The 14936-nt window shown below is 59.7% G+C and carries 12 protein-coding genes; 5 read left to right on the top strand and 7 right to left on the bottom strand.

Features of this window, described 5'->3' with window-relative positions:
- Positions 1-137 precede the first annotated feature (137 nt).
- A complete protein-coding gene (locus tag ACZ9BB_RS02040) occupies positions 138-1466 on the top strand; it encodes an OprD family porin (RefSeq protein WP_476212324.1) in 1329 nt (442 codons plus the stop codon).
- A gap of 135 nt (positions 1467-1601) precedes the next feature.
- Here ACZ9BB_RS02040 and ACZ9BB_RS02035 read toward each other — a convergent pair whose 3' ends face one another.
- Positions 1602-2444 carry a mechanosensitive ion channel family protein gene (locus tag ACZ9BB_RS02035; RefSeq protein ID WP_476212323.1) on the bottom strand — a complete coding sequence of 281 codons (843 nt, stop codon included), beginning with the start codon at positions 2442-2444 and terminating at the stop codon, positions 1602-1604.
- Positions 2445-2580: 136 nt separating this feature from the next.
- Entirely contained in the window at positions 2581-3066 is a 486-nt protein-coding gene (locus tag ACZ9BB_RS02030) for a YajQ family cyclic di-GMP-binding protein (RefSeq protein ID WP_047532521.1), read from the bottom strand.
- 140 nt (positions 3067-3206) lie between these two features.
- Between ACZ9BB_RS02030 and ACZ9BB_RS02025 the strand changes: the two genes are divergently transcribed.
- Genes ACZ9BB_RS02025 through ACZ9BB_RS02015 form a run of 3 tightly spaced genes read left to right on the top strand, consistent with a single transcriptional unit; the run spans position 3207 to position 6790 of the window.
- On the top strand, positions 3207-4124 hold the full coding sequence (locus tag ACZ9BB_RS02025) for a putative 2-dehydropantoate 2-reductase (protein ID WP_476212322.1): 918 nt from the start codon (positions 3207-3209) through the stop codon (positions 4122-4124).
- 45 nt (positions 4125-4169) lie between these two features.
- Positions 4170-6206, top strand: coding sequence for a sensor histidine kinase (locus tag ACZ9BB_RS02020; protein WP_476212321.1), 2037 nt, complete (start codon positions 4170-4172; stop codon positions 6204-6206).
- 2 nt (positions 6207-6208) lie between these two features.
- Positions 6209-6790, top strand: coding sequence for a cob(I)yrinic acid a,c-diamide adenosyltransferase (locus ACZ9BB_RS02015; protein WP_476212320.1), 582 nt, complete (start codon positions 6209-6211; stop codon positions 6788-6790).
- Positions 6791-6854: 64 nt separating this feature from the next.
- Here the strand turns inward: ACZ9BB_RS02015 and ACZ9BB_RS02010 are convergent, their stop codons facing one another.
- The 4 genes from ACZ9BB_RS02010 to secA all read right to left on the bottom strand — a co-directional run bounded on the left by ACZ9BB_RS02010 (position 6855) and on the right by secA (position 12649).
- Entirely contained in the window at positions 6855-7799 is a 945-nt protein-coding gene (locus tag ACZ9BB_RS02010; protein WP_476212319.1) for a Nudix family hydrolase, read from the bottom strand.
- Positions 7796-8428, bottom strand: a complete 633-nt coding sequence (locus tag ACZ9BB_RS02005) for a glutathione S-transferase (RefSeq protein ID WP_476212318.1) — start codon at positions 8426-8428, stop codon at positions 7796-7798. Before ACZ9BB_RS02005 ends, ACZ9BB_RS02010 begins: the two co-directional genes overlap by 4 nt.
- A 146-nt stretch (positions 8429-8574) precedes the next feature.
- Positions 8575-9792: a bifunctional glutamate N-acetyltransferase/amino-acid acetyltransferase ArgJ gene (gene argJ / locus ACZ9BB_RS02000; protein ID WP_150633213.1), complete on the bottom strand. Its 1218-nt coding sequence runs from the start codon at positions 9790-9792 to the stop codon at positions 8575-8577.
- 121 nt (positions 9793-9913) lie between these two features.
- A complete protein-coding gene (secA, locus tag ACZ9BB_RS01995; RefSeq protein WP_476212317.1) occupies positions 9914-12649 on the bottom strand; it encodes a preprotein translocase subunit SecA in 2736 nt (911 codons plus the stop codon).
- A 307-nt stretch (positions 12650-12956) separates the two neighbouring features.
- Between secA and ACZ9BB_RS01990 the strand changes: the two genes are divergently transcribed.
- Positions 12957-13412: a DUF721 domain-containing protein gene (locus ACZ9BB_RS01990; RefSeq protein ID WP_476212316.1), complete on the top strand. Its 456-nt coding sequence runs from the start codon at positions 12957-12959 to the stop codon at positions 13410-13412.
- A gap of 30 nt (positions 13413-13442) precedes the next feature.
- Here the strand turns inward: ACZ9BB_RS01990 and ACZ9BB_RS01985 are convergent, their stop codons facing one another.
- Positions 13443-14930: a helicase HerA-like domain-containing protein gene (locus ACZ9BB_RS01985; protein ID WP_476212315.1), complete on the bottom strand. Its 1488-nt coding sequence runs from the start codon at positions 14928-14930 to the stop codon at positions 13443-13445.
- Between the last annotated feature and the right edge of the window lie 6 nt (positions 14931-14936).

The raw sequence follows: 14936 nt of genomic DNA, 5'->3' as shown, positions 1-14936 counted from the left end.
TGAAAGGTTAGATGTGCAAGTATCGCCAATAGGGTCGGCGTGATATAAGTTTGCGCCGACACAAAAAGAAAGAGCCGCCCGGATAATAAAACAGGCGGGACGGCAGTACTCTTCTAAAACCAAAGGAGCAAATCACGATGCGCGTGATGAAGTGGAGCATGATCGCACTGGCAGTTGCAGCAGCAGCCAGTACTCAGTTGGCAGTAGCCGCACCTTTCGTAAGCGACCAGGCAGAAGCCAAAGGTTTTGTTGAAGACAGCAAGCTCGACTTGCTGGTTCGCAACTACTACTACAACCGTAACAAGAAAGACGGCGCAACCGACGACAAAGACTGGACCCAGGGCATCCAGGGCATGTACAGCTCGGGCTACACCCAAGGTCTGATCGGTGTTGGCGTTGAAGCTTGGGGTCAACTGGCCATTAAGCTGGACGGTTCCGACAAGTATGGTGGTACCGGCAACATGCCCGTGGGCAATGATGGCGAGGTCGAAAACAACCAGGGCAAAGCCGGCGCTGCCGCCAAGTTCCGCATCTCCAAGACTGAGCTGAAAATCGGCGACATGCAGCCAAGCACCTCTCCGGTGTTCGCTGTTGGCGGCTCCCGTATCCTTCACCAAACTGCCAGCGGTATCCAACTGCAGAGCAGCGAAGTCAAAGACCTTGACCTCGAAGCCGGTCACTTCTACTCGGCGACCAGCCAGGACCGAAATGCCCGTAATGGCGACCTGTGGGCAACCTACGCTGGCGTACAAGCCAACTCCATCGACTACTTCGGTGGCAAGTACGGCATTACCCCAGACCTGAGCGTGTCGCTCTACGGTGCCAAGCTCGAAGACATCTGGAACCAGTACTACGCCAACGCGAACTACACCCTCGCATTGGGTGGCGATCAGTCGATCAACTTCGACGGTAACATCTACAACACCAGGGACACTGGTAGCGCTAAAGCAGGCGAAATCAATAACACCGCCTACTCCCTCGCTGCTGCTTTCTCGTTCCTGAAGGCGCACACCATCACCCTGGGCTTCCAGAAAGTGAATGGCGATACTCCGTTCGACTATATCGGCGTGGGTAAAAACAACCGCGGTGGCGACTCGATTTTCCTCGCCAACTCCATCCAGTACTCTGACTTCAACGCCCCTGGCGAGAAATCGGTACAGGCCCGTTACGACCTGAAAATGGCCGAATACGGCATCCCTGGTCTGAGCTTCATGACCCGTTACGTGAAAGGTTGGGACATCGACGGCACCAACACTCCAGCAGGCAGCCCTTACGCTGGCCTGTACGGTGAAGACGGTAAACACCACGAAACCAACGTGGAAGTTAAATACGTAATTCAGTCCGGCCCAGCTAAAGATCTGTCGTTCCGCATCCGTCAAGCATGGCACACCGCCAACGCAGACGAAGGCGAAGGCGATATCTCTGAGTTCCGCCTGATCACCGACTACCCGCTCAACATTCTGTAATTGCAGAAAGTTAGTTCGCGGTAATCAAAAAAAGGCCCATCTTCGGATGGGCCTTTTTTATTGACTACAACATTGTGATCGGACTCTTACGAAATGTCTGACCAACCGGTCAGACATTAACGGCAAGACAAATCCTTACACCGCAGCCGATTCCTGCACCACGCGAATAACCCGCTGAGGAAATGGAATATCGATGCCGGCAGTCTTCAAGCGATCACGCGATTGCTCGTTAAACATGAACATCACATTCCAATAGTCAGCGGTTTTCACCCACACGCGCAGGGAAACAGTAATCGAACTGTCGCCCAATGTGGAAATCACCGCTTCCGGTGCGGGCTCCACCAATACTCGCGGATCCTTGGCCAGGTCCAGCAACACTTCACGGGCCTTCTGCAAGTCCGCTTCGTAGTCCACACCCACATCAAATACTACTTTGCGGGTCGGTTGACGGTTGGTGTTGGTGATGATGCCGTTCGACAGATTACCGTTAGGCACGATGATGGTTTTGTTATCGCCAGTGCGCAGTACGGTGTGGAAAATCTGGATGCTGTCGACAGTACCGGCAACACCTTGGGCTTCGATCCAGTCACCGATACGGAACGGACGGAACAACAGAATCAACACGCCGCCGGCGAAATTCGCCAGGCTGCCCTGCAGGGCCAGACCGATGGCCAGGCCAGCGGCACCGATGGCCGCGACGAAGGACGTGGTTTCCACACCGATCATCGACGCCACGCTGACGATCAGCAGAATCTTGAGAATGATGTTCGCCAGGCTGCTGATGAAGCCTTGCAGCGCCAGGTCAGCGTTACGCAACGCTAGCAGGCCGCCCAGTTTTTGCGTGACTTTGTTGATCAGCCACCAGCCGATGGCCAGGGTAATCACCGCCAGTAGCACGCGGCTGCCGTATTCCATGATCATCGGAACCCAGGCTTGGGATGCCTTGACCAGGTTGTCCACTTCAGCATTCAAATCCATCTACTTTCTCCTGATTTCCGGCTACCCGGCACGCAAAAAATGAGCGGCAGAAAGACCGAATCCATAAGGCTCGATCGTTTCTGCCGTTGCTTGGGCCTCGGACGTCGAAATCGCCAAGAGGTTCCCGCTTGAAAGATCAGTCGCGGAAGTTATTGAACTGCAGCGGCATGCCGAATTCCTTGGCGCGCAGGACAGCGATGGCTTCCTGCAAATCGTCACGCTTCTTGCCGGTGATGCGCACCTGCTCGCCCTGAATGGCGGCCTGGACCTTGAGCTTGGCGTCTTTGACGTGAGCGACGATTTTCTTCGCCAGCTCTTTGTCGATGCCTTCCTTGAGGACCGCTTCCTGCTTCATCAGCTTGCCCGACGCAAAGGCGTCCTTGACTTCAAGGCACTGCACGTCGATCTTGCGCTTGACCAGGGACAGCTTAAGGATCTCGATCATCGCTTCGAGCTGGAAATCGGCTTCCGCGGTCAGGTTGACGGTCAGGTCCTTTTCCTTGAACTCGAAACTGCCTTTGCCTTTCAGGTCATAACGACGATCGAGTTCCTTGACGGCGTTCTCGACCGCGTTGGTGACTTCGTGTTTGTCCAGTTCGGATACCACGTCGAACGACGGCATGTAATCTCTCCAATAAAAAGGCGCGCTCGATAACGATGGAGCGCGCTTGGCTTGCGGTTAAAATCCGGCTCATTATAACGGGTCTTTTCCAACCGATACTGCGAGCCTCACATGCCTGCGTCAAACCGAGCAAAAAGTTGATGTCCACCCCTTGGCATGTTCTGGGCGCCGGCAGCCTCGGCACGTTGTGGGCCACCCGTCTGGCACGGGCCTCAGTGCCGGTCAGGCTGATCGTGCGGGACGCGGCACGCTTGCAGGCCTATCAGGCGGCGGGCGGGCTGACGCTGGTCGAACACGGCGAAGCGCAGTTGTATCCGGTGCCCGGCGAGACACCCGACAGCGACGCCCCCATCAGCCGTCTGCTAGTGGCCTGCAAAGCCTACGACGCCGAACACGCCGTGGCCCGGCTCGCACACCGCCTGACACCCGACGCCGAACTGATTCTGTTGCAGAACGGCCTCGGCAGTCAGGATGCGGTTGCCGCGCAGGTTCCCCAGGCGCGCTGCATCTTCGCCTCCAGCACCGAAGGCGCGTTTCGCGATGGCGACTGGCGTGTGGTGTTCGCCGGTCACGGCTACACCTGGCTCGGGGATGCCGGCCATCCGGTGGCGCCGATCTGGCTGGAAGACTTGAGCGACGCCGGCATTCCCCATGAGTGGAGTACCGACATCCTCACAAGGCTGTGGCGAAAACTGGCGCTCAACTGCGCGATCAACCCGCTGACCGTGCTGCATGAATGCCGCAACGGCGGTTTGCAGCAACATCATTGCGAAGTCGCCACCCTGTGCGCCGAGCTCACCGAGCTACTGGAGCACTGCGGCCAGCCGGCAGCAGCGCAAAACCTGCGGGAAGAAGTCGACCGGGTGATCAAGGCCACCGCAGCCAATTTCTCCTCGATGTACCAGGACGTCGCGAATCGGCGCCGTACCGAAATCAGCTACCTGTTGGGCCATGCCTGCAAAGTCGCCGCCCGGCACCAGATGAACCTGCCGCATCTCAATCAATTGCAGCAGCGCTTGATCGCTCATCTGCGCAGCCTTGGATTGCCCAGCGACTGAGCAGCGGCTACGCTGGCCACTTGTTCCTTTTCAGCGATAAACCTGATGCCATTGCGCCAGCGCCTTGAAAACCTTCCAGTCGGCCAGAAATTGCTGGCCGCCCTGCTGGTGCTGTTGACCACCGTTTTGCTGGTCGCCAACCTGACCTTTATCAGCGCCGCGTACTACATCTCCCAGGAAAGCATGGCGCCCCAGGCCCTGCAGACCATTGGCCGACTGGTGTCCAACCCGAGCCTGGTGTCCGACGCCCTGAAGTCACCACAAAATGCCGAACGCCTGCTCAACGAGCTCAACAGCTATTCACCGCTGCGTGCGGCGGCCCTCTATGACGGCAAAGGTGTGCGTCTGGCGGAGCTGCAACACGGCGACGCGCTGAGCCTGCCAGAGCACTACCAACAACTGGAAACCTGGCAAGCCACCGAGTTTCGCAGCAATCAAGTGATCACCCTGCCCCGCCCCGGCACCGCTCCGGGGCATTTACTGCTGGTGGCCAGCAGCGAACTGCCGATGGCGTTCTACACCGGAACCCTGACCGCCAGCCTGGGGATTCTGATCTTCAGCGTGCTGTTGTGGCTGGTGATCGCCCGACAGATCAAACGCCTGATTACCCGACCGATCCATCAGCTCGAAGAATTGTCCCGGCAAGTGACCCGGGAAGAGAACTACGCCCTGCGCGCCTCTCGTGGCAACCACGATGAAATCGGCAGCCTCGCCGAAGCGTTCAACACCATGCTCTCGCGCATCGAGGCCCGGGAGCAGCAGCTCAAACGCGCCCGCGACGACTCCCAGGCAGCCTACGACCAAGCCCAGGGGCTGGCCGAAGAAACCCGCCACACCAACCGCAAGCTGGAGCTGGAAGTTCAGGTACGCAGCAAGATCGAGAAAAAACTCACCGGTTTCCAGAACTACCTCAATAGCATCATCGACTCCATGCCGTCGGCACTGATCGCCCTCGACGAGCAGCTCTACGTGACCCAATGGAATCAGGAGGCCAGCGCCCTGTCCGGCACGCGCCTGGACGAAGCCTTGAACCAGCCGATCTTCCTCGCCTTCGAACCGCTCAAGCCGTTCCTGCCGCAGCTCAAGCAAACCGTCGAGCAACATACGGTGGCCAAGATCGAACGCGTCACCTGGCTCAAGGACGATGAGCCCAAGCATTACGCCCTGACGTTCTACCCGTTGATGGGCGGTGCCGGGCGTGGCGTGGTGATCCGGATCGACGACATCACCCAGCGTCTGTCCCTGGAAGAAATGATGGTGCAGTCGGAAAAAATGCTCTCGGTCGGTGGCCTGGCCGCCGGCATGGCCCACGAGATCAATAATCCACTGGGCGCGATCCTGCACAACGTGCAGAACATTCGTCGACGCCTGTCACCCGACCTGCCGAAGAACCTCGAACAGGCCGAGCAAATGGGCATCGAACTGGACACGGTCAACCAGTACCTGCAAGCGCGTGAAGTGCCGCAGTTGCTCGACGGCATTCAACAGGCCGGCGCCCGGGCGGCGAAAATCGTAACCCACATGCTCAGCTTCAGTCGCCGCAGTACGCGGCAGATGGCCCCCTGCGATTTACCGGCACTGATTGATCAAGCGGTGGAAATCGCCGGCAACGACTTCGATTTGGCCATTGGCTTCGACTTCAAGGGCCAGGCAATCATCCGCCAGTTCGATCCGGCACTGGGCCCGGTGCCCGGCACCGCCAACGAACTGGAACAGGTGCTGCTCAACCTGCTGAAAAACGCCGCGCAAGCCATTCACCAGCGTACAGACGACCGCGAACCGGGGCGGATTATTCTGCGTACAAAACTGAACCCGCCATGGGCGGAAATCCAGGTCGAGGACAACGGTATCGGCATGAGCGAGAGCGTGCGCAAACGCACGTTCGAGCCGTTCTTCACCACCAAGGAAATCGGTCAGGGCACCGGCCTCGGGCTCTCGGTTTCGTACTTCATCATCACCAACAACCACAAGGGCCAGATGGAAGTGCAATCGACCCCAGGCCAAGGCACTTGCTTCACCTTGCGCCTGCCGTTGTCGGGCACTGCGGTGGTCTCTCAAGAACTCAATCAGCTGTCGAGGTAACCATGGGCTTTCGCTTGTCGAAGATTTACACCCGCACTGGCGACAAAGGCGAAACCGGGCTCGGCGATGGCCGCCGAGTGCCCAAGGACCACCCGCGAATCGAGGCCATTGGCGAAGTCGATACGCTGAACAGCCAGGTTGGGGTGCTGTTGGCCGGATTGGCAGCGGAAAGTGACAGATACCCTGGATTGAACGAAGTGATCGAGGTATTGGCGCCCTGCCAGCATCGGTTGTTCGACCTCGGTGGCGAACTGGCGATGCCGGTGTATCAGGCGCTGAACACGGCAGAAATCGAACGGCTGGAAGCGGCGATCGATGTGTGGAATGACGAGTTGGGGCCACTGGAGAATTTTATTCTGCCCGGCGGTTCGGCGCTGATTGCCCAGGCCCACGTATGCCGCAGCCTGGCGCGCAGTGCCGAACGCCGCTGTCAGCATTTGAATGCGGTCGAGCCGCTGGCCGGGGTTGGCCTGGCGTACATCAATCGGTTATCGGATTTGTTGTTTGTGGCGGCGAGGTTGATTGCCAAGCGCCAGGGGGTTGCCGAGATTTTGTGGCAACCGGCGGCGAAGCCCCAAGTTTAGTCGGCGCGCCCGAAGACGCCATCGCGGGCTTACCCGCGATGGCGCCAGCAGCAACACCGCAGAATCAGGCTTCAGGCCAAAACGCCCGAATCCCCGCCACACCCTGCGCTCCTGCCTCCCAAGCTTTCTGCCGCTCTGCCGGGCCAACACCACCGAGCAGAAACACTGGCTTGCTGAAACCCTCGATCAGGGTCGACGCCTGTTCCCAGCCCAACGGCTGAGCATCTGGGTGCGTCTGGGTCGGTTGCACCGGTGACAAGGTCACAAAATCCACGCCCATCTGCTCGGCCAGCGCCAGCTCTTCAGCGTTGTGACAGGATGCCGCCAACCAGCGCGATGCCGGTAGTGGTCGCCCGGCCGCCGCGTATTTGCGCAACTGCGCCGATGTGATGTGCCAACCAGCGGACGGGAAGTCCCCCAGCCATTCAAACGGCCCCTTGATCATCAACTGCGCCTTGCCGGCACACAGCCCCGCCGCGTCCACCGCCAGATCGCGGTACTTGGGGTCATAGCCGTTGGGTGCACGCAACTGAATCAGCTTGATGCCGCCAGCGATGGCTTTCTGGATACCACGCAGCAAGGCCGGTGTTTCCAGGCTGTCCGGGGTGATCAGGTACTCGCCGGGCAAACGTGCAGCGGCGACGATTGGATGGTTGGCGGCCGGGAACTCGTAGTTCCCCAGCTCCCGCGCGCTTACCCAGGCCAAAGGCTGACCTTCGGCGCCATGGGGCTCGCCGGTGAACGCCGACACTTCCCACACATCCAACAACACCTGTTTGTCCGGGTAGTCGTGGCGAACCTTGATCAATGGTCGCGCGGCATTGACCACGATTCCCAATTCTTCATGAAGCTCGCGAGCCAGGGCGGTTTCGACGGATTCGTCATCCTCGACCTTGCCACCGGGGAACTCCCACAGGCCGCCCTGATGCTGGGTATCGGCACGGCGGGCGATCAGGATCTTGCCGCTGCTATCGCGGATAACCGCCGCGGCCACGTGTATGCGTTTCACCGCTCTATTTCCTCCAGACCAGCCTTCTGCCAGGCCTTGAAGGCCGGCCATTGGTAGATGGTTTCGACATAAGCCGCGTCGACCGCAGACAGCTTCACCTGATAGGTGCGCAGACGGACAGCGACCGGTGCGAAAAACGCATCAGCCAGGGTCGCGCCCCCAAACAGGAACGGGCCGGCTTCAGTCGAGGCCGCACGACATTCAGCCCACAATGCCAGCATGCGCTCGATGTCGGCCTGAACTTCAGGTGGGGTCGGTGACAGCGGCGCATCGTGGCTCAGATCGAACGGCATGTTGCCGCGCAGGGCGAAGAAACCGCTGTGCATCTGCGCGCAGGCCGAACGCGCCTGGGCACGGGCGGCAGTGTCTTTGGGCCAGAGGCCGGCGCCGGGGAATTGCTCGGCCAGGTACTCGGCAATCGCCAGGGAATCGGCGATGGTGCCGTGTTCGCTTTTCAGCAGCGGAACTTTGCCGGTCGGCGAATGCTTGAGCACGCGCGCGCGAGTGTCCGACTGGTTCAGCTTGATCAGTTCTTCGGTGTAGGGCACACCGGCCAGGTCAAGGGCCAGCGCGGCGCGCAGGGACCAGGAAGAAAGCAATTTGTCGCCGATGATCAGGTGGAGGCTCATGTTCGGGCGCCTTTTGGTAAGAGTACAAGCCAGAATCTTTAGCGTCTGGTGGTCCGTCTTCGCGGGCAAGCCTCGCTCCTACAGATCACTCCACCTGTAGGAGCGAGCGGTGCGGCGATCCGACTTGCCCGCGAAAGCGATATTTCTTACGTACGGTACTCGGCGTTGATCTTCACGTACTCGTGGGACAGGTCGGTGGTCCAGATGGTTTCGCTGCAATCGCCGCGCCCCAGCTCGATGCGGATGGTGATTTCTTCCTGTTGCATCACCGCCGCGCCCTGGGCTTCGGTGTAGGTGGCAGCGCGAGCGCCACGGCTGGCGATGCATACCTCGCCGAGGAACACGTCGATCTTGCTCACGTCCAAGTTCGGCACACCGGCACGGCCCACGGCGGCCAGGATGCGGCCCCAGTTCGGATCGGAGGCGAACAGCGCAGTCTTGATCAGCGGCGAGTGGGCCACGGTGTAGCCGACGTCCAGGCATTCCTGGTGATTGCCGCCGCCGTTGACTTCAACGGTGACGAACTTGGTCGCGCCTTCGCCGTCGCGCACGATGGCCTGGGCCACGTCCATGCACACTTCGAACACGGCTTGCTTCAGCTTGGCGAACAGTTCACCACTGGCGGAGGTGATTTCCGGCAGCGCCGCCTGACCGGTGGCGATCAGCATGCAGCAGTCGTTGGTCGAGGTGTCGCCGTCGATGGTGATGCGGTTGAACGACTTGTTGGCACCGTCCAGCAACAGGTTTTGCAGCACGTCGCGGGAGACTTTGGCGTCAGTGGCGATGTAACCGAGCATGGTCGCCATGTTCGGGCGGATCATGCCCGCGCCTTTGCTGATACCGGTGACGGTGATGGTCACGCCATCATGCTGGAACTGACGGCTGGCGCCCTTGGGCAGGGTGTCGGTGGTCATGATGCCGGTGGCGGCGGCTTCCCAGTTGTTCACCGAGAGGTCGTCGAGGGCCGCTTGCAACGCACCTTCGATTTTCTCGACCGGCAGTGGTTCGCCGATGACACCGGTGGAGTACGGCAGCACCAGGCTGGCATCGACGCCAGTCAGCTCAGCCAGCTTGGCGCAGGTGCGCTCGGCGGCCGCCAGGCCAGGTTCGCCGGTGCCGGCGTTGGCATTGCCGGTGTTGGTCAGCAGGTAACGTACCGGGCCTTGCACGCGTTGCTTGGCGAGGATCACCGGAGCGGCGCAAAAAGCGTTCAGGGTGAACACGCCCGCCACTGTGGAACCTTCGGCACAGCGCATGACCACGACATCCTTGCGCCCCGGGCGCTTGATACCGGCCGAGGCAATACCGAGTTCAAAACCGGCAACCGGGTGCAACGTTGGCAAAGGACCAAGACCAACAGCCATGAATGCGCTCCTTAAAAATGTTGTCTGCACCGTCATTACGATGGACGGTGGTTTAAATGGCAAAACGCCGCGACGGCATAAGCCGGTCGCGGCGCGGGTATTTCAACGTTTGAAACGGGTTTTACTGGATCTGCCCGTGGCAATGCTTGAACTTCTTGCCCGAACCGCAGTAGCACAACTCGTTACGGCCCAATTTCTGCTCGTTACGTACCGGTGCGGTGGCGAGAGCCACATCGATCTCTTCGCCCAACACTTCCGGTTGCTCCAGACCAGGCGCTTCGTCGTGCTGGAACTGCATGCGGGCGGCCAGCGCCTCGGCTTCCTGACGCAGGCGTGCCTCTTCTTCGATCGGATCTTCGCGGCGCACCTGAACGTGCGACAGCACACGGATCGAGTCGCGCTTGATCGAATCCAGCAGCTCGGAGAACAAGGTGAAGGATTCGCGCTTGTATTCCTGCTTCGGGTTCTTCTGCGCATAACCACGCAAGTGGATGCCGTGACGCAGGTGATCCATGGTCGATAGGTGGTCTTTCCACAGGTCGTCGAGCACGCGCAGCACGATTTGCTTCTCGAAGGTGCGCAGTGCTTCGGCACCGGCCTGGTCTTCTTTCTCGTTGTACGCGGCGATCAGTTCGTTCAGCAGCTTCTCGCGCAGGGTTTCTTCGTACAGGTGATCGTCTTCGTCGAGCCATTGCTGGATCGGCAGCGCCACACCGAAGTCGCTCTGCAACGCCGCTTCCAGACCGGCCACGTCCCACTGCTCAGGCAGCGATTGCGGCGGAATGTGCGCGCTGACAGTTGCGTTGAGCACGTCCTGACGGAAATCGGCGATGGTTTCGCCAATGTTGTCGGCGGCCAACAAACTGTTACGCATGTGATAAATCACTTTACGTTGTTCGTTGTTGACGTCGTCGAACTCGAGCAGTTGCTTGCGGATGTCGAAGTTGCGACCTTCAACCTTGCGCTGAGCCTTCTCGATGGCGTTGGTCACCATGCGGTGCTCGATCGCTTCACCGGACTGCATGCCCAGGGCCTTCATGAAGTTCTTCACCCGGTCAGAGGCGAAGATGCGCATCAGGCTGTCTTCCAGCGACAGGTAGAAACGACTGGAACCGGCGTCGCCCTGACGACCGGCACGACCACGCAACTGGTTGTCGATACGGCGCGATTCGTGACGCTCGGAAGCGATCACCTGCAAACCGCCCGACTCCAGCACTTGCTGGTGACGTTTCTGCCAGTCGGCCTTGATCTGGGCAATCTGCTCAGGGGTCGGGTCTTCCAGCGAAGCCACTTCCACTTCCCAGTTACCGCCCAACAGAATGTCGGTACCACGACCGGCCATGTTGGTGGCGATGGTCAGTGCGCCCGGGCGACCGGCCTGAGCGATGATTTCGGCTTCTTTTTCGTGGAACTTGGCGTTCAGAACCTTGTGTTCGATGCCTTCCTTCTGGAGCAGGCCGGACATGTGCTCGGACGTTTCGATGGTGGCGGTACCCACCAGCACCGGACGGCCCTGAGCCATGCATTCCTTGATGTCGCCGATGATCGCCGCGTATTTCTCCTCGGCGGTCAGGAATACCAGGTCGTTGTAGTCTTTACGCGCCAACGGCTTGTTCGGCGGGATGACCATGACCTGCAGGCCATAGATCTGATGGAACTCGAACGCTTCGGTGTCCGCGGTACCGGTCATGCCGGACAGCTTGTTGTACAGACGGAAGTAGTTCTGGAACGTGGTCGATGCCAGGGTCTGGCTCTCGGCCTGGATGTTCAGGTTTTCCTTGGCTTCGATGGCCTGGTGCAGACCTTCGGACAAACGGCGACCCGGCATGGTACGGCCGGTGTGTTCGTCGACCAGTACAACCTGACCGTCCTGCACGATGTATTCGATGTTGCGATTGAACAGTTTATGCGCACGCAGGCCGGCATAAACGTGGGTCAGCAGGCCCAGGTTGTGCGCCGAGTACAGGCTCTCGCCTTCAGCCAGCAGGCCGACGCGGGTGAGCATATCCTCGATGAACTGGTGACCGGCTTCGTTGAGTTCGACCTGACGGGTCTTCTCGTCGACGGTGTAGTGACCGGCCTTGGTGACTTCGCCTTCGACTTCCTCGATGTGCAACTCAAGCTGCGGGATCAGTTTGTTGATCTCGATGTACAGCTTGGAGCTGTCCTCGGACTGACCGGAAATGATCAGCGGGGTACGGGCTTCGTCGATGAGGATGGAGTCGACTTCGTCGATCACGGCAAAATTGAGTTCGCGCTGGAATTTTTCTTCCATGCTGAACGCCATGTTGTCGCGCAGGTAGTCGAAACCGAATTCGTTGTTGGTGCCGTAGGTGATATCGGCGGCGTAAGCGGCGCGCTTTTCTTCCGGCGGCTGGAATGGCGTGACCACGCCGACCGTCATGCCGAGGAATTCGTAGAGCGGACGCATCCAGTTGGCGTCGCGACGGGCCAGGTAGTCGTTCACCGTCACAACGTGCACGCCCTTGCCGGACAGCGCGTTGAGGTAAACGCCCAGTGTTGCCACCAGGGTCTTGCCTTCACCGGTGCGCATTTCCGCGATCATGCCTTCATGCAAGGTCATGCCGCCGATCAGCTGGACATCGAAGTGGCGCATACCCATGACGCGCTTACCGGCTTCGCGGGCGACCGCAAAGGCTTCTGGCAGCAGTTTGTCGAGGGTTTCCCCTTTGGCGAGGCGAGCCTTGAACTCGTTTGTCTTGGCACGCAATTGATCGTCCGAAAGGGCCACCATTTGCTCTTCGAAGGCATTGACGAGCTGCACCGTCTTGAGCATGCGTTTGACTTCACGCTCGTTCTTGCTTCCAAAAAGTTTCTTTAACAAAGGCGCAAACATATCGGCAGGATCTTCCACACTAAAGGGATGGAGGGCGGCCCCGTGAGTCGCCCGTGCAGCCCTCATGGCCGCATGCGAACGAGCATTCTACCCGGAAACGATGGTGAGGAAAGTGGCGTTATTCCACGATGCATGCACTGCGCTGTGACGGGGCTCACTTAAAATAAGGGCTTTTTACTGAACTTCAACCCGTTCCGGGCACAAGTTACTCGTTGATTTAATGGGTAAAGCGCTCACAAAGCAATGGGTCGGGGGTAGCCGGTGCTTTCTGTTACCATGGCCGCTCTGTTACTTCAGGTGTTCGATCATGGCATTTCGCCCCCTCACGGCCAGAGCACCCGCCGTTCTGCTTCGCGAAGCCAAACCGCTGAAAGCCATCTTTGGCCACGCTCAACGCTTGGGTCATTTACAACGCCTGGTGGAAAGCCAGTTGCAACCGGCTGCCCGCGAGCATTGCCATGTGGCGTCGTGGCGCGAAGGCAGTTTATTGCTGATTGTCACCGACGGTCACTGGGCCACCCGCCTGCGTTATCAGCAAAAGCGTCTGCAACGCCAGTTACAGCTGTTCGACGAGTTCGCCAACCTGACGCGGATCCTGTTCAAGGTTCAGCCGCCCACGGTTCAGCAAGGGGCAACGGGCCATACCATGGACCTGTCGACCGATGCGGCGGCGACCATTCAGGCCACGGCTGACGGAATTACCGACCCGAATTTAAGGGCAGCGCTGGAGCGGTTGGCGGCGCACGCCAAACCCAAGGCATGACATAGCACCCACATTTTGATTACCCACTTGTCAGCGGCGTTTGCTGCCACCGAGCAATGAGCCCATCAAGCCGCGTACCAATTGTCGGCCCAATTGATTTGCCGCCTGTCGCATGGCTGATTTCAACGCTTGCCCTGCCGCCGTACCGAGGAATTCCCCGGCCTGCTCGGTGAAACTCGGTTCTTGAGGTGCAGGTTTACCCGGCTCGGCTTCAGCCTCCGGCGTCAGCCCTTTACGCCCCATCAGCACTTCATAAGCCGATTCACGATCGACCGGTTTGTCATAGCGCCCCTTGAACGGCGAACCGGCGATCAGCACCGTGCGCTCAGTCTCGCTCAACGGACCGATCCGCGATTGCGGGGGCGCGACCAATACCCGCTGGACCATTGCTGGCGTGCCCTTGTCTTGCAGGGTGCCGACCAACGCCTCGCCAATCCCCAGTTCAGTCAACACCGACAAGGCGTCAAATGCCGGGTTCGGCCGGAAGCCCTCGGCCACTGCGCGCAAGGATTTCTGCTCTTTGGCGGTGAACGCGCGCAAACCATGCTGAATACGCAGGCCCAGTTGAGCCAGCACATCATCCGGCAAGTCGCCCGGCGATTGGGTGACGAAATACACCCCCACGCCTTTGGAACGGATCAGTCGCACCACTTGTTCCAGCCGATCCTGCAATGCCTTGGGCGTACCGGCGAACAACAAGTGCGCCTCATCAAAAAACAGCGCCAGCAGCGGTTTCTCGGCATCGCCGCGCTCCGGCAGTTGCTCGAACAGTTCGGCCAGCAACCACAGCAGGAAGGTCGCGTAGACCTTTGGCGCTTCGTGCACCAGACGGCTGGCGTCGAGCAAGTGGATCCGCCCGCGACCATCCATCGCCGGCTGCAGAATATCTTCCAGTTGCAGCGCCGGTTCGCCGAACAAGGCTTCGGCGCCCTGCTGCTCCAGCGTCGCCAAACGGCGCAGCAGTGCCTGGCTGGAACCAGTGGTCATCAACGCGGCGTCATCCCCCAGCAATTCGGGGTTGTCGCGCAGGTGATTGAGCAGCGCCTTCAAATCCTTGAGATCCAGCAGCAACAGCCCTTCGCGGTCGGCCACCTTGAACGCGGCATAGAGTGCCGATTGTTGACTGTCGCTCAGTTCCAGCAGGCTGCCGAGCAGCAATGGCCCCATTTCGCTCAAGGTCGTGCGCAATGGATGACCGGACTGACCGTGAATGTCCCACAGGGTTACCGGATATGCCTGAGGCGTGTAGTTCAGCCAGGGCATGCCGGCGATCCGCTCCGCGACCTTGCCTTGGGGGTTGCCGGCGGCGCCCAGGCCGCACAAGTCGCCTTTGATGTCCGCCGCGAACACCGCCACGCCAGCATCGCTGAAGGCTTCGGCCAGGCGCTGCAACGTGACGGTTTTACCGGTCCCGGTAGCGCCTGCTACCAGGCCGTGACGGTTCGCCAGGCGCATGGCCTGGGCGATTGACTGGCCCGCGAGGTCAGCGCCGATAACGAGTTGCGATGAGTCAGGCATTTTGTC

Source organism: Pseudomonas sp. TE3552 (genome assembly GCF_056278945.1).
This window is presented reverse-complemented; position numbering and strand designations above follow the sequence as displayed.